This is a genomic window from Bradyrhizobium liaoningense (assembly GCF_018130785.1).
GTDB classification, from domain to species: domain Bacteria; phylum Pseudomonadota; class Alphaproteobacteria; order Rhizobiales; family Xanthobacteraceae; genus Bradyrhizobium; species Bradyrhizobium liaoningense_A.
Map to the genome: position 1 here is coordinate 21,550 of NZ_JAFCJT010000008.1, position 23,005 is coordinate 44,554.

Below are 23,005 nucleotides of genomic sequence, written 5' to 3' on the forward strand. Positions count from 1 at the left end.
CCATGCGCGAGCGACCCAGGCGAGCAGAGGGACCGACCCGATGGGGTTTTCGAGAAGCATGGCAAGAAGCATGGCAAGGCAGGCTAGTCGCCTCACGATGCTGGCGGCCCTGCTGGCGGCGGTCGTCGTCCTGGCGCTCCCAGGCCTCGCCTATGCGCAGGGCGCGGTGCGCTCCGTCCATGGCGACTGGCAGATCCGCTGCGACACCCCGCCGGGCGCCCAGACCGAGCAATGCGCCCTGATTCAGAGCGTGGTGGCCGAAGACCGCTCCAATGCCGGCCTCACCGTGATCGTGCTCAAGACCGCCGACCAGAAAAGCCGGCTGATGCGGGTGGTCGCCCCGCTCGGCGTGCTGCTGCCCTCCGGCCTCGGGCTGAAGCTCGATAACCAGGACGTCGGCCGCGCCGGCTTCGTCCGCTGCCTGCCCAATGGCTGCGTCGCCGAGGTCGTCATGGACGACAAGCTGCTCGGCCAGCTCCGCACCGCCAAGACCGCGACCTTCATCATCTTCGAGACTCCGGAAGAGGGTATCGGCTTCCCGCTCAGCCTGAACGGGCTCGGCGAGGGCTATGACAAGCTGCCGTAGGGGGCAGGCGCGTCCGCCCCCCGGCGAATCCTATCGTTTCGTAATGTGGCACTTGGCGCCCTCGCGGAACTGCCGGGAAACCATTATCTTGCCCTACATCTTCCGATAATGGACGGGCCCATGACCAATCCAGCCACAACCTCCCTGCTCGACCGCGCCAATCTCGACCGCGACCAGGTTCGCAACGAGGTCGCGCGGGGGCTTGCCGGCGCCGACGACGGCGAATTGTTCCTGGAATACAGCCAGACCGAAGCGCTGATGTTCGACAACGGGCGGCTGAAGCAGGCGACCTACGACACCTCCCAGGGTTTTGGCCTGCGCGCCGTCAAGGATGACGCGGTCGGCTATGCGCATTCCTCCGACGTGTCGGTGCCGGCGCTGATTCGCGCCGCGGACGCGGTCGCGGCCGTGCGCGGTGGCTATTCCGGCAGTTTTGCGGCCCCGCCGGCGCATACCAACGTGCGACTTTATAGTGACGACAATCCGCTGGATGCGCCGGGTTTCGAGACCAAGGTGAAGCTGCTCGCCGAGATCGACGCCTATCTGCGCGACAAGGATCCGCGGGTGCGGCAGGTCAGCGTCAGCCTCGGCGCGACCTGGCAGGTCGTCGAGATCTTGAGGCCTGACGGCGAGAGCTATCGCGACATCCGTCCGCTCGTGCGCGTCAACATCTCCGTCGTCGCCGGTCAGGGCGACCGCCAGGAGAGCGGCAGCAAGGGCTATGGCGGCCGCGCGGGCTATGCCGAGTTCATCGAGACGAAGTCCTGGCGCGATGCCGCCGACGGCGCGCTGCGCGAGGCGCTCGTCAATCTGGAATCGATTCCGGCCCCGGCCGGCGAAATGGACGTCGTGCTTGGCGCCGGCTGGCCCGGCGTGATGCTGCATGAAGCCGTCGGCCACGGCCTCGAGGGCGACTTCAACCGCAAGAAGACCTCGGCGTTCGCCGGCCTGATGGGCCAGCAGGTCGCGGCCAAGGGCGTTACCGTCGTCGACGACGGCACCATTGCCTCGCGCCGCGGCTCGCTGTCGATCGACGACGAGGGCACGCCGACCAACCGCACCGTGCTGATCGAGGACGGCATTCTGGTCGGCTACATGCAGGACCGCCAGAACGCGCGCCTGATGAACATGAAGCCGACCGGCAACGGCCGCCGCCAGGGCTATGCCCATGTGCCGATGCCGCGCATGACCAACACCTACATGCTCGCGGGCGACCGCGATCCGGCCGAGATCCTGGCGTCCGTGAAGAACGGCGTGTTCGCCGCGAATTTCGGCGGCGGCCAGGTCGACATCACCTCGGGCAAGTACGTGTTCCAGTGCACCGAGGCCTACAAGATCGAGAACGGCAAGCTTGGCGCGCCCCTGAAGGGCGCCATGCTGATCGGCAACGGCCCGACCGATTTGCATCGCATCCGCATGATCGGCAACGATCTCGCGCTCGACACGGGCATCGGCACCTGCGGCAAGAACGGCCAGGGCGTGCCTGTCGGCGTCGGCCAGCCGTCGCTTCTGATGGAACGCATTACGGTGGGTGGAACGGGCGCATGAGCGTTGATAAAGTAACTGTCCCCGCCAAGCGGAAGAGCAGTGGCTGGGGCGGCCAGCTCATGCAGCTCGCCGGCATCGTCGCCGCCGTGTTCATCGCCAAGGGCGCGCTCGCCGAGCCGTTCTACGTGCCGTCGGGTTCGATGGAGCCGACCCTCCTGATCGGCGATGCGCTGCTCGCCTCGAAATTCCCCTATGGGTACGGCACCTCGTCGCTGCCGATCCAGATCAACCTGCCCGAAAGCGGCCGCGTCTTCGGGGAGACGCCGAAGCAAGGCGACGTCGTCGTGTTTCGCTGGCCCGGCGATCGCTCGCAGGCCTGGGTCAAGCGCGTCGTGGGTCTGCCCGGCGACCGCATCCAGATGCGGCAGGGACAGCTCTTCATCAACGACCGTCCCGCCGAGTTGAAGCCGGATGGCGTCGGCGCCGCCGAGGACGACAATGGCGGCAGCGAGCCTGCCTACCGCTATGTCGAGACCCTGCCGAACGGCGTGTCGCATCTGATCTTCAAGATGCGCGACAACGGCCCGCTCGACAACACGCCCGAGGTGACGGTCCCGGCCGGCCACCTCTTCGTGCTCGGCGATAACCGAGACAACTCCGCCGACAGCCGCGTGCCCCTGCGCTCCGGCGGCGTCGGCCTGTTGCCGATCGACAATCTGGTCGGCCGCGCCGATGCCGTGGTCGGCTCCTGGGATCTCGGCATGCGCGGCCAGCCGGTGTGGACCTGGCTGTCCGGTTTCCGGCTCACGCGGTTCTTCACCGCCGTGCACTGAGCCGATCGCAAGATCTTGATCAAATGACCTTCGACGACGTCAGAAAATTTGCACTGACGTGGCCGGAGGTCGAGGACGGCGCCTCCTACGGCACGCCCGCGCTGAAAGTGCGCAAGAAGATGCTGGTGCGGCTGAGGGAGGACGGCGACAGCCTTGTCATGCCCGACGTTCCGATCGACGAGCGCACCTTGCTGGTCGAGAGCCAGCCAAAAATCTTCTACTTCACCGATCACTATGCCGACTATCCGATCGTGCTGATCCGCCTGTCCAGGGCGAAGCGCGCGATGGTCGAGCCGTTCTTGCGGCGGCGCTGGCGCGGCCTTGCCTCGAAGGCAACGCGCGCCGCATTCGATGCCGGCGCGTGAGCGATGGCCGCGATGGATCGGGACCGCTTCCTCGCGCTGGCGCTGAAGAACCCGGTCAACGTCGCGATCATCGACGAGCTCGCCTCGCTCGCACTGCCCGATGCGTTGCTGGTGTCGGGATGTCTGGTGCAGACGGCGTGGAACGTGCTCACCGGCCGAGCGGTCGATCACGGCATCGCCGATTACGACGTGTTCTATTTCGACCCTGACACGTCATGGGAAGCGGAGGATGCGGTGATCCGCACGCTGCAAGCGCGGCTCGGACACCTCGGCGTGAAGATCGAGATCCGCAACCAGGCGCGCGTGCACCTGTGGTACCCCGGCAAGCACGGCCTGCCCTATCCGCCCCTGACCTGCTCGACAGACGGCATCGACCGCTTCCTCACGCAGAACACGCAAGTTGGGGTGAGACGCGCCGGCGGCGGCTTTGAGGTCTACGCACCGCACGGCTTCGACGACATCGCGGGGCTGGTCGCGCGGCCCAACCCGGGAGCGAATTTTTCAGCCGCGAGTTACGCGGTGAAGGCCGCGCGATGGAAGGCGCTGTGGCCGGAGCTCACCGTGATTGCGGCGGAGTGATCACGCCGCCTTCGCCTGCACGTTCTCGCAGAATTCCGCGAGCCGGTCCGCAAGCCGCAGCGTTGCGGGGCTAGCGCCGGGCGAGGCCATCAGCGCCACTTCGGTCCGGTTGATCGGCTCAAATCCGTCCTTCGCCGTCAGCACGCGGTGGTCGGACTGGATCGACATCTCCGACAGGATGCTCAGGCCCATGCCGGCGGCGACTGCGGCCTGGATGCCGGCGAGGCTCGATGACGAATAGGACATATGCCAGGCGCGGCCCGCGCTTTCCAGCGCATGGATGGCGCCGGCGCGGTAGAGGCAGCCAAGCGGAAATCCGATCAGCGGCACCGACGACGCATTGACGTCGACCGGATGGCTCTTGCTGGTGACCCAGTGCACGCGCTCCGGCCACACCGCGATGGCACCCTTCGCGCCAGCTTCGCGCTTGAACAGCGCGAGATCGAGCTCGCCGCGTTCGAGGTCGCGGCTCAAATTCTTGCTCTGGTCGGCGCGCACGTCGAGCCGAAGGCCCGGATGCGAGCGCGAGAACGCGCCCAGCAACTTTGCGAGACGATACGCAGCAAAATCCTCGGGGATGCCGAGCCGGATCGCGCCTTCGCTGTCGGGCTCGCGCAGCACGTCGCGCGCCTCCTCGGCGAGCGTCAGCAGCCGCCGCGCATAGGACAGCAACCGCTCGCCGGCCTCCGTCGGGCGCACGTCCTTGCCGTCTCGGTGCAGCAAGACCTGGCCGACGTCCTCCTCGAGCCGCTTGATCTGCTGGCTGACGGTCGATTGCGTGCGGTGGACGCGCTCGCCGGCGCGGGTGAAGCCGCCGGCTTCAACCACCGAGACGAAGCTGCGCAGGAGCTCCAGGTCGAGCATGGCCGCCTCCATTCGAAAACCCACTGACAAACATTTAATCATTTAATTTCCAAATGACAAGGCCGCTCCCTAGATCGAGAGCTCAGGAGAATGCCCGCATGTCACGCCCTGTTTCCTTTGCCCCCTCGATGTCCGTCCCCAGCAGCCGCTTCAACGCGCTGCCGTTTGCTATCGGCCTGTTCTGCCTGCTCTGGAGCTACGCCTTCGTCGCCGGCAAGATCGGCGTCACCCATTGCCCGCCGCTGATCCTGCTCACGGCGCGGTTCTCGCTCGCCGGCATTCTGATCCTCGGGGCTACGATGGTTCGTGGTGACTGGTCGTTGTCATGGCGCGATGCCGCGATCTTCGCCGTGCTCGGGATTGCCAACAACGCGCTCTACCTGGGGCTCGGCTACACCGGACTGCAATCGGTCTCCGCCGGCCTCGGCGGCCTGATCGTCTCGGCCAATCCCGTGTTCACCGCCGCGCTCGCCGCACTTTTGCTTGGCGAAGGCATGACCTGGCGCAAGGCAGGCGGCCTTTCGCTCGGCATCATCGGCGTGACCCTGATCGTCTGGCATCGCCTCGCGGTCGGCACGGACTCCCTGCACGGCATCCTGTTCACGCTGGCCTCGCTCGCCTCCATCGTCGCCGGCACGATTCTGTTCAAGCTGCTCGCGCCGAAGGGAAGCCTGTGGATCGGCAATGGCGTGCAGAACCTCGCCGCTGGCATCGTGCTGACGCCGATCGCGTTCACCTTCGCCGACGTCCACGCGATTGATTTCACCCCGAGCCTGGTCGGCGCCTTCGCGTTCCTCGTGCTCGGCGGCTCGATCCTCGCCTACTGGCTCTGGTTTCATCTCCTGAAAGTGTGTGGCGCAACGGCTGCGAGCGCCTATCATTTCCTGATGCCGCCACTTGGCATGCTGTTCGCCTACGTCGTGCTCGGCGAGCACGTCGAGGCTCGCGACCTGCTCGGGATCATTCCGGTGGCGCTCGGCATTTACCTGGTGACGCGCCCGGCAAAGCCGGTCGCGTAAGAGGAGTTTTCTCATGCCCATTTCCATCACCCTGATCGGCGGTCCCACCGCGCTGATCGAGATCGACGGCTTCCGGCTGCTCACCGATCCCACCTTCGATGCGCCGGGCGCCTATCAGCTGCCGCATGTGAAGCTGGAGAAGACGATCGGGCCAGCGCTGAAGGCCGATGCAATCGGGCCGGTCGATGCCGTCCTGCTCAGCCACGACCAGCACTCGGACAATCTCGACAATTCAGGCCGCGAGTATCTCAAACACGCCAAGCGCGTGCTGACGACCGAAGCCGGCGCAAAACGCCTCGGCGGCCATGCGGAGGGCCTCGCGCCCTGGGCGACCTCGCATCTGAAGGACCGTGACGGCAACACGCTGACGATCACCGCGACGCCCGCGCGCCACGGCCCGGCCGGCATCGAGCCGCTGTCGGGCGACGTCATCGGCTTCGTGGTGTCGTCGAGCCGGCAGGACACGAGCGCGGTCTATATCAGCGGCGACACCACCTGGTTCGACGGCGTCGCCGAGGTCGCGCGCCGTTTCAAATGCGGCGTGGTGCTGCCGTTCGCGGGCGCGGCGCAGACGCGCGGGCCGTTCCACCTCACGATGGACACCAACGACACCATCGAGACGGCGCGCGCCTTTCCGGATGCGATGATCGTGCCCGTGCATACCGAAGGCTGGGCGCATTTCCGCCAGAACGGCGAGGACCTGCGCAAGACCTTTGACGTGCTCGGCTTCGGGACGCGGCTGCGATTGCTGGAGCCCGGCCTGCCGACGGTGCTCGAGGCGCCGTGAGATCGTCATTCCGGGGCGACGCGAAGCGTCGAGCCCGGAATCCATCGCGCCACCAGCTCTGAGGATCGATGGATTCCGGGTTCGCGCTTCGCGCGCCCCGGAATGACAACCCTCAATCCTTCCGAAACACGATCGACGCCATCCAGCCCGTCATCAGCGCCATGGCCGCGGTGACGAGGCCATAGATCAGCCCGTGCTGCCGCGCACTGGTCGCGACGAACTGCTCGAAGCCGACCTTGACGATCTCGAACGCTGTCTCGGTCTTGGTGACCAACGCGCCGTTGGCGAACAATTTGATTTCCACCTCATAGGTGCCGATCGGCACCTCCGCCGGCAGTGGAATGCCGGTGCGGAACAGCGTCGGTGTCAGGAACGTCACCGCGCTCGGGTCCTCGCGATAGAGACCTCTCTCCGTTCGCAGGCGAATGAAGGCCGAGCGGAACGCATCGTTCGGCACCACGTCGGCGTAGTCGCCGCTGACCCGTTGGGTCAGCAGCACGTTGTTGAGTCCGATCTGCTGCCGCCGCGCGATCTCGGGCGAGGTGATGACATCGAAGGGCCGGTTGGCGAACAGCGCGAGATAGCTCGGCACCTCCAGAAACTGCCGGTAATCGGTGTTGATCCAGATCCCGAATTTGCGTTCCTTGCGCCGCGTCACCATCTCGGCGCGCGGGCCCATCACGGTGACGACGAGATCGTAGGTCTTGCGGTCCGCGGGCGTGGAGGCGTCCTTCTCGACCGAGCCGAACAGCACCAGTTCCTCGCCGGAATAGTTCGGCGTCACCGTGACGCGATGGTTGGAGACCGACACGATCAGTCGCTCGGCACGCGCGACCGAGCCGAGCAGCAGGACGAGAAGAACTGCGAGAGCTGCGCGCATCATCCGCTCACCCCCAATTCCCGGATGGTGAAGAGATCCTCGGGCCGGATCACCAGCTCGATGGCGAAGCGGACGCCGACCGAAAGGATCAGCAGGCCGAGCAGCAGCCGGAGTTGCTCGCCCCGGATCTTCTGGCCGGCGCGGGCGCCGAACTGCGCGCCGGTGACGCCGCCGACCATCAGGATCAGCGCCAGCACGGCATCGACGAGGTGATTAGTCACCGCATGCAGCAGGGTCGCGAACAGCATGGTGACGAGCGTCAGGACCATCGAGGTCCCGATCACCGTGGAGGTCGGCACCCGCAGCAGATAGATCATGATCGGCACGAGGATGAAGCCGCCGCCGATGCCCATGATGGCGCCGATGAAGCCGATCACGATGCCGACGATCACGACAGGAATCACCGAGAGGTAGATCTTCGAGCGCTTGAACCGCATTTTCAGCGGCAGGCCGTGGATCCAGTTGTGCGTGCGCCGTGGCGGCACCGCGCCGCGGCGGGTCCGCATCAGGGCGCGCAGGCCCTCGGAGAACATCAGGCTGCCGACCGTGGTGAGCAGCACGACGTAAGACAGTGCGATCATCAGGTCGAGCTGGCCGAGCGCACGGAGCTGCGTGAAGGTCCACACACCGAGCGCCGTGCCGGTGACACCGCCGCACAACAGCACGCTCGCCAGCGCCGGGTCGATCGCACGCCGTCGCCAATAAGAGAGCGCGCCGGAAAAGGAGGACGCCGCGATGTGGCTCGCAACGGAGGCAACCGCGACTGCCGGCGTGATGCCGATGAAGATCAGAAGCGGCGTCATCAGGAAGCCGCCGCCGATCCCGAACATGCCGGAGACGAAGCCGACCGCCGCACCCATCGCCAGCACCAGGAAGATGTTGACCGGCAGGTCGGCGATCGGGAGATAGAGCTGCATCGAAGGACCACGCTCCGGCGAAATGGATCGATTGCGCGGGAATGCTCGCCGGACGGTCGGAACGATTGCCGCGCCCCTCAATAGCGGAATTCGCGGGGGCGCGGATCAGGAATTTTGATGCGTGGTGAACGAGCTAAGCGGGATCAGATGGCTGTTTCACTGCGAGCCTGGGATTTCGCCGCTTGCTCCGCTGTCGTGCCACGGCTTGACCGGGGCATCCAGTACGCCGCAGCCTCTCCGCATCAAACTGGCGTCTCTGGAATACTGGGTCGCCCGGTCCCGGCTCCGCCAAGGCTACGCCGAGGCCCACACGAGCGCTCGGCACGCCGAAGCTTCAGCGAAGGCGGCAAGCCGGGCGACGACAAGAGGAGAGTGCGTACCAAAACCGTTTAATGCGCAGCCGAGGCCGAGCGCTTGGTCGCAACCGGCTTCGGCGCGGGTTTTGCGTTTGCCTGCGGCGCGCTGTCCCAGCCGCCGGCAGGCGCCGTGACATTGACGGCGTCGTCGGGCTGCGGCTCGGCGCTGAAAGTCTGGATCGCGAGCTTGGCGGCGGCGAGCGACTGCGGATCGAGCCGCTTGGCGACGTCGTCGCGCTTGCCGGACGCATCCGCGTCACCCTGGGCGGCCGCGAGCGTGAACCATTTGTAGGATTCGGCGAGGTTCTGCTCCACGCCGATGCCGCGGGCATAGAGGATGCCGAGGTTGAACTGGCTGTCGGCGACGCCGCGATCGGCGGCCTTGCGGAACCACTGTGCCGCGCTCTTGTAATTGGCGCCGCGTCCGCCGCCGTCGGCGTCGAGCACCGCGAGATTGTGCATCGCCTTGGCGTTGCCGCGCTCAGCGGCCTGCGTGTAGTAGCGGCGGGCGATGTCGGCGTCCTTCTTCACCCCCAAGCCCTTCTCATAGAGCGTGCCGAGGCGGAAGGTCGCGGGCACCACGCCGGCCTGCGCCGCGCGGTCGTACCATTTGGCGGCTTCATCGTAATTCGCAGCGACGCCCTTTCCTTCCGCAAAGCGGACGCCGATCTCGTAGGCCGCGGTCGCATCGCCCTTCATCGCGGCGGTGCGCAGCACCGGACCGCCGATGCCGTCAGGGAGCTTTTCGCTCGGCGGCACCTGGATCACGCCGAGCTTCGCGCGGCTCGTGCCGGACAGCGCGCCGGTGACGTCGTTGCTGGTCGCGGGCGCGGTCGGCGCCGCGGCGGGGGTCGACGGAATTTCAACGGAGGCCGAACTGCCGGCGGCGGGCGCCGGCGCGGGATTGTTCTGCGACTGCTTGCCGATCGGCGTCGGCGACGTCATCGACGGCGTGACCTGATCAGGCGTAGAGGGCTTGTTCTCGACCGGCGGCGGTGCTGCCTGCGGCGCGGGTGCGGGCGACGAAGTCTCCATCGCCTGCGGCGACGGCGCCGGGCCACCGCCATCGAGCAGGTTCATCGCCATCTTGAAGGTGCCGAGCACGATCACGACCACGCTCGCGCCGACCAGCAGCGAACGGATCTTCGAGGTGATGGTCGAGGGGCCTTCCTGGCCCTTGTCCTTGGCGCGGCCTGCAATGGCCGCCTTGGCCGCGGCCTTCGCACTTGCCTTGGCACCGCGGGCCGGCTTTTCCGGCTGCGCGGCGGCGGCCTGCGCAGCGCGGCGCGCGGCCGCGATGAAGCTCGACGACGACACCGGCTCCTTCGGCGCGGCGGGAATCTCGCTGATCGCGCTTTCGGACGCGGCGATGCGCTCCGACGGCGTGGCGACGCGGCCGCCCGGCCGTGTGCCCGGCTCAAGCGGATGATCCGGCGGCAATTCCGGTGCGAGCGCGGCGCGCGCAGGGGCCGTGTGCGGCTCGAGGATTTCGCTGATCGCACGCGGCGGAACGGGCGGCGCCGTCGGCACCGGCGGCGGCGCGGCCGGTGCGGCGGCGGCGTGGAATTCGCGCGGCGCGGCGACAAAGGCGGGCTGCGCCTGTTGTTGCGCGGCGGCCGGGTTCGGCAGCTCCGGCTTCGGATCGTATTTCGGTTGCTGTTGCTGGGGCCACGGCTCGCGCGCCATCGGCGCGGGCTCCATGGGCGCGGCCATCGGCATCGACATGGACGTCGGCATCGGCTGCGGCGCGGGTGCCGGCGGCGCCGTCCGCACCGCGCGCAGATCACCCTCGATCACCGAGAGGCGATCGACGACATGGCCGAGCGCGCTGTGGACGGCCTCGAGCGAGTCCTGGGTGCTGCGGTTGGTCTCGGCCTGGCTGAAGCGGATATCGGACAGCTCGCGCTTGACGAGATCGACCATGTCGGAATCGGCAGGCGGTGCCGAATTGCGGCTCTCGGCCAGTGCGGAATAGGTCGCCTGCTGCCGTTCCAGATGCCTGAGGATGTCGTGCAGCCCATCCTCGACGCGGCTGAGATTGCCGTTGCGCGGATCGGAGGCGGCTTCGATCCGCTCCAGCAGATACGAGACGCGCTGTTCGAGGTGCGCAAACGTCGATGCGGAATCGTTGCCGACCTGCATACGGTCGAAACGGTCCGACAACGCGCGGATGGCGCTTTCCAGATGCTCGGTGCTCTCGGACGGCTGAGGCCGCTCGCGCGTTTCCAGCGCGGCGGTGAGCGCCGCGATGCGCTGCTCCAGCACGGCAAAGCTGTCGCTGGGGCCGGACGAGCGGGTGACCTGGTCGACCTTGGACGACAGCAGCTGCACGTCTTCGGAAAGACGCGCCAGGGCTTCGTTGGAGGCGACGTTGGAGACGATGCCGCGCAGCGCCGAGATCGCGCCTTCGAGCTGGCGCACCGTCGACGGGTCGTCATTGGCGCGCAGGATCAGATCGAGCTTGGCGCCGAGATTGCGGATCGCCTCGTCATAGCCGGTGAGCTGCTCGGCCGGCGTCAGCGTGCGCAGCACCTGCTTGATGTCGGACAGCGCGTGCTCGATGCCCGACAGGACCTGGCCGTCGGTGCCGGACGAGCGGGTCTCGTCGATGCGACGGTGCAGCGAGCGGATCTCGTTCTCGATCGATTCGATCGCGCGGCGCGGCATCGCCTCGGTGATGGCGTGGCGAATCTCGGCAAGCTCGCTGCGGAAAGCGTTGATCGCCTGCTCGGTGTTGTCGGGGCGCTGGAGCGATTCGATCTGGCTCGTGATCTTGAGCAGATGGCGCTCGAGCGACGAGAAATCCGGCCCCGGCTGCGGTGGCGGCGGAACGTAGGCAGGCGCGGGAGGCGCCACCGGGGGGGCGAAAGGAGCTGCCATCGGTGCAATCGGCGGCGCGGCGCGCGGCGGTACCTGCCGCGGCGTAAAGCCGTCGAGCTCGCTCTGCCGTGCGGTGATCTCGGCGACGGCAACGTCGAACGATGCGGGGCTCAAGGGAGGCGAGCTGCGATAGACCTGCGCGGCGGCACGCTCGACCGCATCGGCCTGATGCTGGCGCGTTTCAACTTGTGCCGGTGCCGGCCGCGGCGCCTGAGGCTGCTGCGGTTGCGGCTGCTGCGGACGGGAGATTTGCGACAACCGCGCATCGAGCCGCGAGATCGCGTCGTTGAGCTGGCGTGCGACGCCCTGCTCGCGCGAGACGTCCTGTCGTGAAGCGTCCTGGCGCGCTGCGGGCTTTGAAATCCGCTCGATCTGCTGGGTGATCGCGTCGAGCCGCTGGTGGATGTCGGCGACTTCGCGGCTTTCCTGGCTCGGCACCTGACCAGCCACCTGGCTCGGAACGTTCGGGGCTTGCGGACGCTGATCGTAAGGCCCGCGAAAATTTGGCGGGACAGTCTCGCCGAGCGTGGAGTTCAGCCAATCGTTGAGTGACATGCCGGCGCGACGCGCAGCAGCTTCGGCCCGCTCCCTGACGGATGGATCGATGCCGTCAACACTCCACGATACGCGCGAATTCATGACTCTGTCCGGTTCCGACTTCGGCGCCCCACCCGGCACCTCCAGCCTCCCCACGCGTGCCGGTTGCAAAGACAATCGGATTTGGCGCGGGTCGTCTGCCTCGAAAACCGACTTTTTCCTGTTACGGTAAATAACGGGTTAAGGAACGCGTTGCCGATGTCTTAAAGTTGGGCGTCGGGAACCATTTGCCGCCGTTGGCCCCGCTCCAAAGCCGCGCCCCGACAAAGATTTCGCCACGCGCCCGATCCGCACGTCTCAAGGGATAGAGAGCGGCCCGATCCACGGGCGGGTTCTTGCCTGACGTGACCCTCAAGCTCGAATATGTGCACGTCGATTTTGGCAGCAAACGATATGTCGATCCGCCGATCAGCGGCGCCGTCACGCGCGACGTCAGGCTGACGGACGACATCGTCCGCGCCGGCGTCAATGTCCGGTTCAACTGGGATAGGCCTGTCGTCACGAAGTACTAAGGCTGCTGCGAGCTAGCCCTTCCCCTCGCGCTTGCCGTCCTCCAGTGGCACGACCGTGCCCTTGCCGCTCATCGCCGATAGCGCCTGGAGCGCCTCTTCGCAGAAATCGGCCACCATCTGCTCGTGCCGGGCACCGAGCTGAAGCAGGAGCAAATTACCGAGGTCGAGCACGCCCGACGCCGAGCCCTCCGGAAATCGCTTCTTGAGGATCCGCTCGTAATTCTCGTGCCGGTCGCGATGGTGCTCCAGCCGAGCCATCAAATCAGTGCGCATCGGCTCGATGTCGATACTGTCGAGCGCATGCAGCCGCACCAGGAGGTCGTCCTTGATCGAGGGCGGCGTGCTGGGCCGCGCGGCCCAGTGCCGCAGCGCTGTTCGACCCTCGGGAGTAAGCGTATAGATCAGTTTATTGGGCTTGCCGGATTGCACGACCTCGCGGCCCTGGATGTAGCCGCGGTCGCGCAGCTTGGAGAGCTCGCGGTAGATTTGCTGGTGGTCGGCCTTCCAGAAGAAGCCGATCGAGGAGTCGAACGTCTTGGCGAGCTCGTAGCCCGTCATCGGGCGTTCCGTCAGGCATGCGAGGATTGCGTCGCCCAGCGCCATGGCACCAACTCCCGTTAGAGGTCCCGACCAATTGACTTGACTTTATGCGCATTGATGCATATGCGTCAATGTGCATATGAGGTGGGCTTCAGACCCCCTGTACCAGCCCTCTGCACGACTTTGCATGGGGTTGTTTTCGAGTTTTTGCCAAGGCCTTTGATCCAAGGGAGGCACCCTGACAATGACCGGCCTCGACTCCTGGTACGGCTACATGAAGTCCCATGATCGCGCCGCGCTCTGGGACCTGCTGCATCCTGACGCCGTGTTTGAAAGCCCCGTCGTGCACTCGCCGCAACGCGGCCGCGACATCACCTTCAAATATCTCTCCAGCGCCGAGAAGGTGCTCGGCGGTCCCGGCTTCACCTATGTCGGCGAGTGGAAAAGCGCCAACGGCGCCGTGCTCGAATTCAAGAATGTCATCGACGGCATCGAGATCAACGGCGTCGACATCATCACCTTCGACAGCGAGGGGCGCATCACCCATTTCAAGGTGATGGTGCGTCCGCTCAAGGCGATCAACATGCTGCATCGCCTGATGGCGGAGCAGCTTGCCGCCGCGCAATCCTAAGCCAACATCATCACTTCAGACCGCCTGCCGGGAGACCACCATGCCGATCTATAAAGCCCCCGTCGAAGACGTGAACTTCCTGCTCAATGACGTCTTCCAGATCGACCGCTACGACAATCTGGCCGGCTTCTCCGATGCGTCGAGCGACGTGCGCGAAGCCATTCTCGGCGAAGCCGCGAAGCTTGCGGAAGAAGTGCTGCAGCCGCTCAACCGCGTCGGCGATCTCGAAGGTTGCAAGCGCGCCGATGACGGCAGCGTCACCACGCCGAAGGGTTTCAAGGACGCGTTCAAGCAGGTCGCCGAAGGCGGCTGGCTCGGTCTGTCGGCGCCGACCGAGTTCGGCGGCCAGGGCCTGCCGGTGACGCTCTCGCAGGCGGTCAACGAATTCCAGATCTCCGCCAACATGGCGTTCTCGATGTATGGCGGCCTCACCATGGGCGCGACCGCCGCGCTGATCGTGCACGGCTCGCCCGAGCAGAAGCAGACCTACGTGCCGAAGATGGTGGCGGGCGAGTGGACCGGCACCATGAACCTGACCGAGCCGCATTGCGGCACCGATCTCGGCATGCTCCGCACCAAGGCGGTCCGCCAGCCCGACGGCAGCTTCAAGATCACCGGCACGAAGATCTTCATCTCGGCCGGTGAGCATGACCTCGCCCCCAACATCATCCACCTCGTGCTCGCCCGCATCGAGGGCGCACCGGCCGGCATCAAGGGCGTGTCGCTGTTCGTGGTGCCGAAGTTCCTCGTCAATGCCGACGGTTCGGTCGGCGCGCGCAACGGCGTGGTCTGCGGCTCGATCGAGCACAAGATGGGCATTCACGGCAATTCCACCTGCGTGATGAACTACGACAGCGCCACCGGCTGGCTGATCGGCGAAGAAAACAAGGGCATGCAGGGCATGTTCGTGATGATGAACGAGGCTCGCCTCGGCGTCGCCGTGCAGGGCCTCGCGCAGTCCGAGGTCGCCTATCAGAACGCGGTCGCCTATGCCCGCGAGCGCATCCAGGGCCGCTCGCTGACCGGCGCCAAGGCGCCGGACAAGCAGGCCGACCCGATCATCGTGCATCCCGACGTCCGCCGCACGCTGCTCTCGATCCGTGCCTTCAACGAAGCCGCTCGCGCCTTCGTGATGTGGACCGCGCTGAAGAGCGACGTTGCCCACCGCTCGGAGGATCCGAAGGACCGCCAGGCCGCCGACGACCACATGGGCCTGATGACGCCGGTGCTGAAGGGCTTCCTCACCGATTACGGCTTCGCCAACGCGGTGCAGGCGCAACAGATGTATGGCGGCCACGGCTACATCGCCGAGCAGGGCATGGAGCAGTTCGTGCGCGATGCGCGTATCGCCATGATCTATGAAGGCGCCAACGGCATCCAGGCGCTCGACCTCGTCGGCCGCAAGCTGCCGCGCGACGGCGGCCGCGCCATCATGGCCTTCTTCGGCGAGGTCATGGCCTTCGCCAAGGAGAACGGCGGCGACGAGGCGCTCAAGCCCTTCATCGCGCCGCTCTCGGCCTCGCTCGGCCATCTCCAGCAGGCCACGACCTGGCTGATGCAGAACGCGATGGCGAAGCCGGACAATGCCGGCGCCGCCGCAACGGATTACCTGCATCTCTTCGGCTTCGTCGCGCTCGGCTACATGTGGGCGAAGATGGCCAAGGTGACACAGGCCAAGATTGCCGAGACCGGAGCGACGCCCTATCTCTCGACCAAGCTCGTCACCGGCCGCTTCTTCATGGAGCGCATGCTGCCGGAGACCGCCGCCAATCTCGCCCGCATCCAGTCCGGCTCCGCCACCATCATGGAATTGCCGGCGGAAGCGTTCTGAGGAGTTTCACGTCAACAACAATTCCGATCGCGCGGCGGTCGTAACCAATAACTGCAATCAGGAGGCTCCCATGGCAGATGCCTATATCTACGACCACGTCCGAACCCCGCGCGGCCGCGGCAAGGCGGACGGCGCGCTGCACGAGGTGACGGCGCTCGCGCTCGCCACCGTGCCGCTGAAGGCGCTGAAGGACCGCAACAACCTGCCGGAAGATTCCGTCGACGACGTCGTGCTCGGCGTGGTCGACCCCGTCGGCGAAGCCGGCAGCGACATCGCGCGCTTCGCCGCGCTCAAGGCAGGTCTCGGCGAAGCCGTGCCCGGCGTGCAGATCAGCCGCTTCTGTGCCTCCGGCCTCGACGCCGTGAACTTTGCGGCAGCCCAGGTGATGAGCGGCCAGCATGAGCTGGTGATCGGTGGCGGCGCCGAATCCATGAGCCGCGTCGGCATCGGCGCCTCCGGCGGCGCCTGGCCGATGGACCCGTCGATGGCGGTGCCGGCCTACTTCATGCCGCAGGGCGTCTCGGCCGACCTGATCGCCACGAAGTACGGCTTCTCGCGCGACGACGTCGACGCCTATGCCGTGCAGAGCCAGCAGCGCGCCGGCAAGGCCTGGGACGAGGGCCGCTTCAACAAGTCCGTCGTGCCCGTGAAGGACATCAACGGCCTCACCATCCTCGCCAAGGACGAGCACATGCGTCCCTCGACGACGATGCAGTCGCTGGCACAGCTCCAGCCGTCGTTCACGATGATTGCGCAGATGGGCGGCTTCGACGGCGTCGCCGTGCAGTCGCACCCGGAAATCGAGCGCGTGAACTACGTGCACCACGCCGGCAATTCGTCGGGCATCGTCGACGGCGCCGGCGCCGTGCTGCTCGGCAGCAGGGAGGCGGGTGCGAAATACGGCCTGAAGCCGCGCGCCAAGATCCGCGCGTTCGCGAATGTCGGCTCCGAGCCCGCGATGATGCTGACCGGTCCGGTCGACGTCACCGAAAAACTGTTCGCGCGCTCGGGCATGAAGAAGTCGGACATCGACCTGTTCGAGCTCAACGAGGCGTTTGCCTCGGTGGTGCTGCGCTACATCCAGGCCTTCGACATCGACAACGCCAAGATCAACGTCAATGGCGGCGCGATCGCGCTCGGCCATCCGCTTGGCGCGACCGGCGCGATGATCCTCGGCACCGTGCTCGACGAGCTCGAGCGCACCAACAAGTCGACCGCCCTTGTGACGCTGTGCATCGGCGGCGGCATGGGCACCGCGACCATCATCGAGCGCGTGTAAGGATAGGGAGCAACCAACATGGCTTACAAGAATTTCAAGGTTGAGACCGATTCCGACGGCATCGCGCTCGTCACCTGGGACATCCCGGGCCGTTCGATGAACGTGCTCGACGAAACCTCGACCAGCGAGCTCGATGCGATCGTCAAGGAAACCACGGCCGACGCCGCGGTGAAGGGCGTCGTCATCACCTCCGCCAAGGAAGCGTTCTGCGCCGGCGCCGACCTGTCCATGCTCGAAGGCATGAACCAGGCCTACGCCAAGGTCTTGCAGGAGCAGGACGAGACCGCGGCGAACCAGATGTTGTTCGAGCAGAGCCGGCGCTTCTCGCTGGTGCTGCGCTCGATCGAAACATCAGGCAAGCCGTGGGCGGCCGCGATCAACGGCCTCGCGCTCGGCGGCGGTTTCGAGATCACGCTGTGCTGCCACTATCGTGTTGCAGCCGAGAATCCCAAGACCCGCCTCGGCCTGCCCGAGGTCAAGGTCGGCCTGTTCCCCGGCGCCGGCGGCACGCAGCGCGTGCCGCGCCTGGTGCCACCGCAGGACGCGATGACCATCTTGCTCAAGGGCGATCCGGTCACGGTCGAGAAAGCCAAGGCGCTGAACCTCATTCACGCCATCGTTCCCGCGGCCGATCTCGTCAAGGCGGCGAAGGACTGGATCAAGGGTGGCGGCAAGGCCGTCGCGCCCTGGGACGAGAAGGGTTTCAAGCTGCCCGGCGGTCCGGTGTTCTCCAAGGCCGGCATGATGATGTTCCCGGCCGGCAATGCGATCTATCGCCGCGAGACCTACGACAACTATCCGGCTGCGCGCGCGATCATGAGCTGCGTCTATGAAGGCCTGCAGTTGCCGATCGACGCCGCGCTGCGCGTCGAATCGCGCTACTTCACCTCGGTGCTACGTTCGAAGGAAGCAGCCGCGATGATCCGCAGCCTGTTCCTGTCGATGCAGGAGCTGAACAAGGGTGCGCGCCGTCCGAAGGACGTAGCTCCGACCAAGGTGAAGAAGATCGCCGTGATCGGCGCCGGCTTCATGGGTGCGAGCGTCGGCTACGTATCCGCGCGTGCCGGCCTCGACGTCGTCCTGATCGATCGCGACCAGGAGAGCGCCGACAAGGGCAAGGCGCATGCGCAGAAGGTGATCGAGGAGCAGATCAAGAAGGGCCGGGCCAAGCCCGGTGACGCCGATGCGTTGCTCGCGCGCATTACGCCGACTGCCGATTATGCTGCACTCAAGGACGTCGACCTTGTCATCGAGGCCGTATTCGAGGATCGCAAGGTCAAGGCTGATACCTTCGCCAGGGCGCAGGAGCATATGAAGCCGGACGTGATCTTCGCGTCGAACACCTCGACGCTGCCGATCACTTCGCTGGCCGAGAGCTTCAAGGAGCAAGGCAAGTTCGTCGGCATCCACTTCTTCTCGCCGGTCGAGAAGATGATGCTGGTCGAGATCATCAAGGGCAAGAACACCGGCGACCTCGCGCTTGCGACCGCGCTCGATTACGTCCGGCAGATCGGCAAGACGCCGATCGTGGTCAACGACAGCCGCGGCTTCTTCGCCAATCGCTGCGTCGGCCGTTACGTCGCCGAAGGCAACGAGATGTTCCTCGAAGGCATCCCGCCGGCGATGATCGAGAACTGCGCCAAGATGGCCGGCATGCCGGTCGGCCCGCTCTCGCTCTCCGACGAAGTCGCGCTCGACCTCGGCCTCAAGATCATGAAGGCCACGGAAGCCGATCTCGGCCCCAACGCCATCAACCCCGATCAGAAGAAGCTGATGGTGGAGATGGTCGAGAACCAGGGCCGTCTCGGCCGCAAGAACAGCAAGGGCTTCTACGACTACCCGGAGAAGGGCAAGGGCCAGAAGAGCCTGTGGCCGGGTCTCTCCGCGCTCCAGCCGAAGCAGCTCGATCCTGACACGCTCGACATCGAGGAACTGAAGCAGCGTTTCCTTGTGGTGCAGGCGGTGGAGGCCGCGCGCACGGTGGAGGATCACGTCATCACCGATCCGCGCGAAGCGGATGTCGGCTCGATCCTCGGCTTCGGCTTTGCGCCGTTCACCGGCGGCACGCTGTCCTACATCGACTTCATGGGCGCGAAGAAGTTCGTCGAGCTCTGCCACAAGCTGGAGGCGAAGTACGGCTCGCGCTTCACCCCGCCGAAGCTTCTCGAGGAGATGGCAGCGAAGGGAGAAACCTTCTACGGCCGCTTCGCGCCGAAGAAGGCGGCTGCTGCCTGATCATCTAAAGCCGCTTGAGAACAAAAGGCCGGATCATCGATCCGGCCTTTTTTATTTTCCAGGCAACGTCATCACGGTTGCGTCAGAATGTTCCCGGGTTGTGGAACCGATCACAAAACCCGGGTAGGAACCGTGTCAGAGTCCCCGCTGCCGTGCTGTCGCGCAATTGTCATAGGCGCGCCAAAGCGGCGCCGTTCTTTTGCTCGGCCCTGGCACTAGTCTTGCTCGGGGTCAGGGGCACGAACCCGATCGGGACACTTGCCGAGCCATCGGCAAATTGAAGACGAAATAAGAAAGTATCCCTGATGAACTCTTTGGTGCTGCGGAGGACCGCGCTCGGTCGCGATCTCACCGCGAGATATGCTGTTGGCCCCGCAACTGGTCGCCTCTCACCGCAACAGAAGCCGGCGCGCCGGCGCCGAAAGGGGCCGGTGTTTTGGGCCGCTTTGGCGTTACTTGTGCTGGCGGCGGATTTTCTGCTGGCTTCCCTCGCCTGGCTCGCCGTCGACTTCGTCATGGGATGAGATCTCACGCGCATGCAGCAGATAGGCCGCCGCGAGGTAGGCGAGCTGGCAGACGGCAAGACAGATGGCGATGACGGTCACACCCGCCATCATGCCGAATTCGTAAGCGCGAAGAATTATCGCCGAGAACACTGCGATTGCCGGCGCGATCAATACCAGCGCCCAGATCCTGAAACGGTAACCTGTCGCTATTCCCACCAACGCACTTGCGACGATCAGGACGAAGGCAATCGTCAAGTTCGACTCCGATGAAAAGTACAAATAATCCTCTACAATTCCGCCAAGCTCGCGCGCTTTACGGGTACTGACAAGACAGCACTACTTACATTTGGCGAACAGTAGTTCATAAGTCTAATTTAGGTACGATGATCCGGCGAAATGGGTTCGCGCCCACCCTGCCCGGGCAGAATAAAGAAGGCCGGATCGTCGATCCGGCCTTTCGCTCGTTGCGTCCTGCGAGTGCTTACTTCGCCTGCGCCAAGCCTTCCTTATTCAACGCTTCCTGCACCTGCGGCCGCGCCGCGACGCGGCTCTTGTAAGCGGTCAGGTTCGGCATCGCCGAGAGGTCGAACTTCATCCGGTCGCCCCAGGTCAGCATCGTGAAGAGATAGCCGTCGGCCACCGTGAACTGCTTGCCCATAAGGTAGTCGCGGCCGGCGAGCTGGCTGTCGATGTATTTCAGCTTGCCCATGACGCGATCCTTGAAGAAGGCCTTGGCCTCGTCGTTCAGCGCCGGTGCGAACAGCGGGCCGAAGCTCTTGTGCACCTCCGAGGTGAGGAAGTTCAGCCATTCGAGCAGCTTGTAGCGCTCCGAGCTGCCGTGGGCGGGCGCCAGCGCCTTGGCGGAAGCCTGGTCGGCGATCATCTGGACAATGACCGGACCTTCGGTCACGATCTCACCGCTGTCGAGGGCCAGCGCAGGGACCTGGCCCTTGGGATTCAGCTTCAGATAATCCTCACCATTTTCGAGCTTCTTGGCCCGGATATCGACCTTGACCAGCTCATAGGGCAGGCCGGCTTCCAGGAGCGCGATGTGGGGGGACAGGGAGCAGGCGCCGGGCGAGTAATAGAGTTTCATGGAATTTCCTCCTCTTGACGCTTGGTTAGGGCGAAAGAACGACTACATGCGCCTGCATCCAATAGTCAAGATTGATGCAGGTGCATCGAGTGCGGTAAGAGACGGACGACGAGCTTGAGCGGGACCATGAAACGCAAACCATCGACCGAGGCAACTTCCGCCTGGATCCGCCTGATGCGGGTGCAGAGCCGCGTGCTCGATTGCGTCGAGCAGGACCTGAAGAAGGCGGGGTTCCCGCCGCTCGCATGGTATGACGCGCTGCTCGAATTGTCGCGAGCGCCCTCGGGTGAGCTGAGGCCGGTGGAACTCGAGCGGCAGATGCTGATCCCGCAATACTCAACGTCGCGTCTGATCGACCGTCTCGTCGATGAGGGGCTCGCCTGTCGGCGCGAATGCAAGATCGACAAGCGCGGCCAGTTCGTGGAGATCACGGAAGCCGGCCGCGAATTGCAGAAGCGGATGTGGGGCGCCTATTCCGCCGCGATCGAAAAGTATGTCGGCTCGAAACTGTCCGATGCGGATGCCGTCAAGCTCAGCGGTCTGCTCGATCGTCTCGGCTGCTCGTGCGGCGAGATGAAACTGCCCGTCCACGTCAACGAAACCACGCCGTCGCGATGATCGCGCGGCAAACCAGCTCGTCCGTGCACCCCAGGGGTTCGCGGACCATCCCTGCCACCCGCGCGCCTTCGATCGAAGCGCCCTTTTGATTAGAGTTTGATATGGCGCGAGACCAGATCGATATGACGCCGCTGCAATCGCGCGACGAGCTCGTCGCGTGGTTCGAGGCCGGCTGCAAGGACCCGTCCGAATTCCGCATGGGCACCGAGCACGAGAAGACGCCGTTCACGCTCGAGGGCCACCGTCCGGTGCCTTACGAGGGCGCGCGCGGCATCGGCGCGCTGCTCGAAGGCATGAAGCTCCTGCTCGGCTGGGAGCCGATCATGGAGAGGGGCAACATCATCGGCCTCTATGATGTCACCGGCGGCGGCGCGATCTCGCTCGAGCCCGGTGGACAGTTCGAGCTCTCCGGCGCGCCGGTCGAGAACGTGCACCAGACCCAGAGCGAGCTGATGGCGCACCTGGCGCAGGTGCGCGAGATCGCAACCCCGCTCGGCATCGGCTTCCTCGGGCTCGGCATGACGCCGTCCTGGTCGCGCGCCGACATCCCGGTGATGCCCAAGGGCCGCTACAAGATCATGACCAACTACATGCCGAAGGTCGGCCAATACGGCCTCGACATGATGTACCGGACCTGCACGGTGCAGACCAATCTCGACTTCTCCTCGGAAGCCGACATGGTCAAGAAGCTGCGCGTCTCGCTCGCGCTCCAGCCGGTTGCGACTGCGCTGTTTGCCAATTCGCCGTTCACCGAGGGCAAGCCGAACGGCTTCCTCTCCTTCCGCTCCGAGATCTGGCGCGACACCGACAATGCGCGCGCGGGCATGATGCCGTGGGCGTTCGAGGACGGCATGGGCTTCGAGCGCTATGTCGACTACGCGCTCGACGTGCCCATGTATTTCGTCAAGCGCGGCGACGATTACATCGACGTCTCGGGCTCCTCGTTCCGCGCCTTCTTCGACGGCCGCAACAACAATCTGCCCGGCGAACGTCCGACGCTGTCGGACTGGGCCAATCATCTTTCGACGATCTTCCCGGAAGTGCGCCTCAAGCGCTATCTCGAGATGCGCGGCTCCGATGGTGGTCCGTGGGGCCGTCTGCCTGCGCTATCCGCGTTCTGGGCCGGACTGCTCTACGACGATGTGTCGCTCGATGCCGCCTGGGACCTGGTGAAGCACTGGACCGCGCATGAGCGCCAGGCCCTGCGCGACGACGTGCCGCGGTTCGGCTTCAAGGCGCGGATCAAGGACCGCTATCTGTTCGAGATCGCCAAGGAATGCCTCGTTCTGGCCCATGCCGGCCTGCGCCGGCGCGGCCGGATCGACCAGCTCGGCCGCGACGAAACCCGGCATCTGGAGCCGCTCGATCGAATCATCGATTCCGGCAGGACGCCGGCCGAGGAGATGCTGGAGAAGTTCAACGGCGCCTGGAACGGCTCCGTGGAACCGGCCTACGCGGAATACGCGTTCTAGAGCCTTCAGGCCAAGCCCTAGACAAATAGGCCAACGACCGGGACTTCAGCCGTTCATCGCCCATACAGGTTTGCGGCGATCAAATGACCGGCTGAAAAAACCTGAGTGCCGTCAATAACTCGAAAGCTGTTCCG

21 protein-coding genes are annotated in these 23,005 nt (G+C 65.4%); 14 read left to right on the forward strand and 7 right to left on the reverse strand.

Features of this window, described 5'->3' with window-relative positions; all coding sequences use genetic code 11:
• Positions 1-40 precede the first annotated feature (40 nt).
• The 5 genes from JQ627_RS18695 (at position 41) to JQ627_RS18715 (ending at position 3,851) form a co-directional block, all read left to right on the forward strand.
• Positions 41-586, forward strand: coding sequence for an invasion associated locus B family protein (locus tag JQ627_RS18695; RefSeq protein ID WP_212485624.1), 546 nt, complete (start codon positions 41-43; stop codon positions 584-586).
• A 120-nt stretch (positions 587-706) separates the two neighbouring features.
• Complete coding sequence (gene tldD, locus JQ627_RS18700; protein WP_212485625.1) at positions 707-2,134, forward strand: metalloprotease TldD; 1,428 nt, start codon at positions 707-709, stop codon at positions 2,132-2,134.
• The gene (gene lepB / locus JQ627_RS18705) at positions 2,131-2,907 is read left to right on the forward strand and encodes a signal peptidase I (protein ID WP_212485626.1); all 777 of its coding nucleotides are present in this window, start codon (positions 2,131-2,133) and stop codon (positions 2,905-2,907) included. Before tldD ends, lepB begins: the two co-directional genes overlap by 4 nt.
• Positions 2,908-2,930: 23 nt before the next feature.
• Positions 2,931-3,272, forward strand: coding sequence for an MmcQ/YjbR family DNA-binding protein (locus tag JQ627_RS18710; RefSeq protein WP_212485627.1), 342 nt, complete (start codon positions 2,931-2,933; stop codon positions 3,270-3,272).
• A gap of 12 nt (positions 3,273-3,284) precedes the next feature.
• Entirely contained in the window at positions 3,285-3,851 is a 567-nt protein-coding gene (locus tag JQ627_RS18715) for a nucleotidyltransferase family protein (RefSeq protein WP_212485628.1), read from the forward strand.
• On the opposite strand, the gene JQ627_RS18720 is transcribed toward JQ627_RS18715, so the two are convergent.
• Positions 3,852-4,715: a LysR family transcriptional regulator gene (locus JQ627_RS18720; protein WP_212485629.1), complete on the reverse strand. Its 864-nt coding sequence runs from the start codon at positions 4,713-4,715 to the stop codon at positions 3,852-3,854. It abuts the gene before it with no gap.
• A 98-nt stretch (positions 4,716-4,813) separates the two neighbouring features.
• Between JQ627_RS18720 and JQ627_RS18725 the strand changes: the two genes are divergently transcribed.
• A complete protein-coding gene (locus JQ627_RS18725; protein WP_212485630.1) occupies positions 4,814-5,734 on the forward strand; it encodes a DMT family transporter in 921 nt (306 codons plus the stop codon).
• A gap of 13 nt (positions 5,735-5,747) precedes the next feature.
• Positions 5,748-6,521 carry an MBL fold metallo-hydrolase gene (locus JQ627_RS18730; RefSeq protein WP_212485631.1) on the forward strand — a complete coding sequence of 258 codons (774 nt, stop codon included), beginning with the start codon at positions 5,748-5,750 and terminating at the stop codon, positions 6,519-6,521.
• Positions 6,522-6,633: 112 nt separating this feature from the next.
• Here JQ627_RS18730 and JQ627_RS18735 read toward each other — a convergent pair whose 3' ends face one another.
• From JQ627_RS18735 to JQ627_RS18745, 3 genes are all read right to left on the reverse strand, one after another.
• On the reverse strand, positions 6,634-7,404 hold the full coding sequence (locus JQ627_RS18735; protein WP_212485632.1) for a TIGR02186 family protein: 771 nt from the start codon (positions 7,402-7,404) through the stop codon (positions 6,634-6,636).
• Entirely contained in the window at positions 7,401-8,318 is a 918-nt protein-coding gene (locus JQ627_RS18740) for a sulfite exporter TauE/SafE family protein (protein WP_028151638.1), read from the reverse strand. The genes JQ627_RS18735 and JQ627_RS18740 overlap by 4 nt, the downstream gene beginning before the upstream one ends.
• A 389-nt stretch (positions 8,319-8,707) precedes the next feature.
• A complete protein-coding gene (locus JQ627_RS18745; protein ID WP_212485633.1) occupies positions 8,708-12,193 on the reverse strand; it encodes a tetratricopeptide repeat protein in 3,486 nt (1,161 codons plus the stop codon).
• 293 nt (positions 12,194-12,486) lie between these two features.
• Between JQ627_RS18745 and JQ627_RS18750 the strand changes: the two genes are divergently transcribed.
• The gene (locus tag JQ627_RS18750; protein ID WP_212485634.1) at positions 12,487-12,663 is read left to right on the forward strand and encodes an outer membrane protein; all 177 of its coding nucleotides are present in this window, start codon (positions 12,487-12,489) and stop codon (positions 12,661-12,663) included.
• A 12-nt stretch (positions 12,664-12,675) separates the two neighbouring features.
• Here JQ627_RS18750 and JQ627_RS18755 read toward each other — a convergent pair whose 3' ends face one another.
• Complete coding sequence (locus JQ627_RS18755) at positions 12,676-13,266, reverse strand: PadR family transcriptional regulator (protein ID WP_028159994.1); 591 nt, start codon at positions 13,264-13,266, stop codon at positions 12,676-12,678.
• A 181-nt stretch (positions 13,267-13,447) separates the two neighbouring features.
• On the opposite strand from JQ627_RS18755, the gene JQ627_RS18760 reads away from it, so the two are divergent.
• From JQ627_RS18760 to JQ627_RS18775, 4 genes are all read left to right on the forward strand, one after another.
• A complete protein-coding gene (locus tag JQ627_RS18760; protein WP_212485635.1) occupies positions 13,448-13,834 on the forward strand; it encodes a nuclear transport factor 2 family protein in 387 nt (128 codons plus the stop codon).
• 40 nt (positions 13,835-13,874) lie between these two features.
• Entirely contained in the window at positions 13,875-15,665 is a 1,791-nt protein-coding gene (locus JQ627_RS18765) for an acyl-CoA dehydrogenase C-terminal domain-containing protein (RefSeq protein ID WP_212485636.1), read from the forward strand.
• 70 nt (positions 15,666-15,735) lie between these two features.
• Positions 15,736-16,944 carry an acetyl-CoA C-acetyltransferase gene (locus tag JQ627_RS18770; protein ID WP_212485637.1) on the forward strand — a complete coding sequence of 403 codons (1,209 nt, stop codon included), beginning with the start codon at positions 15,736-15,738 and terminating at the stop codon, positions 16,942-16,944.
• 18 nt (positions 16,945-16,962) lie between these two features.
• On the forward strand, positions 16,963-19,179 hold the full coding sequence (locus JQ627_RS18775; protein WP_212485638.1) for an FAD-dependent oxidoreductase: 2,217 nt from the start codon (positions 16,963-16,965) through the stop codon (positions 19,177-19,179).
• A gap of 452 nt (positions 19,180-19,631) precedes the next feature.
• Here the strand turns inward: JQ627_RS18775 and JQ627_RS18780 are convergent, their stop codons facing one another.
• The gene (locus tag JQ627_RS18780) at positions 19,632-19,940 is read right to left on the reverse strand and encodes a hypothetical protein (RefSeq protein WP_212485639.1); all 309 of its coding nucleotides are present in this window, start codon (positions 19,938-19,940) and stop codon (positions 19,632-19,634) included.
• Between the two features lie 226 nt (positions 19,941-20,166).
• Positions 20,167-20,781 (reverse strand): glutathione transferase GstA, encoded by a 615-nt coding sequence (gstA, locus tag JQ627_RS18785; RefSeq protein WP_212485640.1) that lies wholly within the window; start codon positions 20,779-20,781, stop codon positions 20,167-20,169.
• 126 nt (positions 20,782-20,907) lie between these two features.
• Between gstA and JQ627_RS18790 the strand changes: the two genes are divergently transcribed.
• Together JQ627_RS18790 and JQ627_RS18795 are read left to right on the forward strand one after the other, a co-directional pair.
• A complete protein-coding gene (locus JQ627_RS18790) occupies positions 20,908-21,399 on the forward strand; it encodes a MarR family winged helix-turn-helix transcriptional regulator (protein WP_212485641.1) in 492 nt (163 codons plus the stop codon).
• Between the two features lie 101 nt (positions 21,400-21,500).
• Positions 21,501-22,871 carry a glutamate--cysteine ligase gene (locus JQ627_RS18795; RefSeq protein ID WP_212485642.1) on the forward strand — a complete coding sequence of 457 codons (1,371 nt, stop codon included), beginning with the start codon at positions 21,501-21,503 and terminating at the stop codon, positions 22,869-22,871.
• The last annotated feature ends 134 nt before the right edge of the window (positions 22,872-23,005 follow it).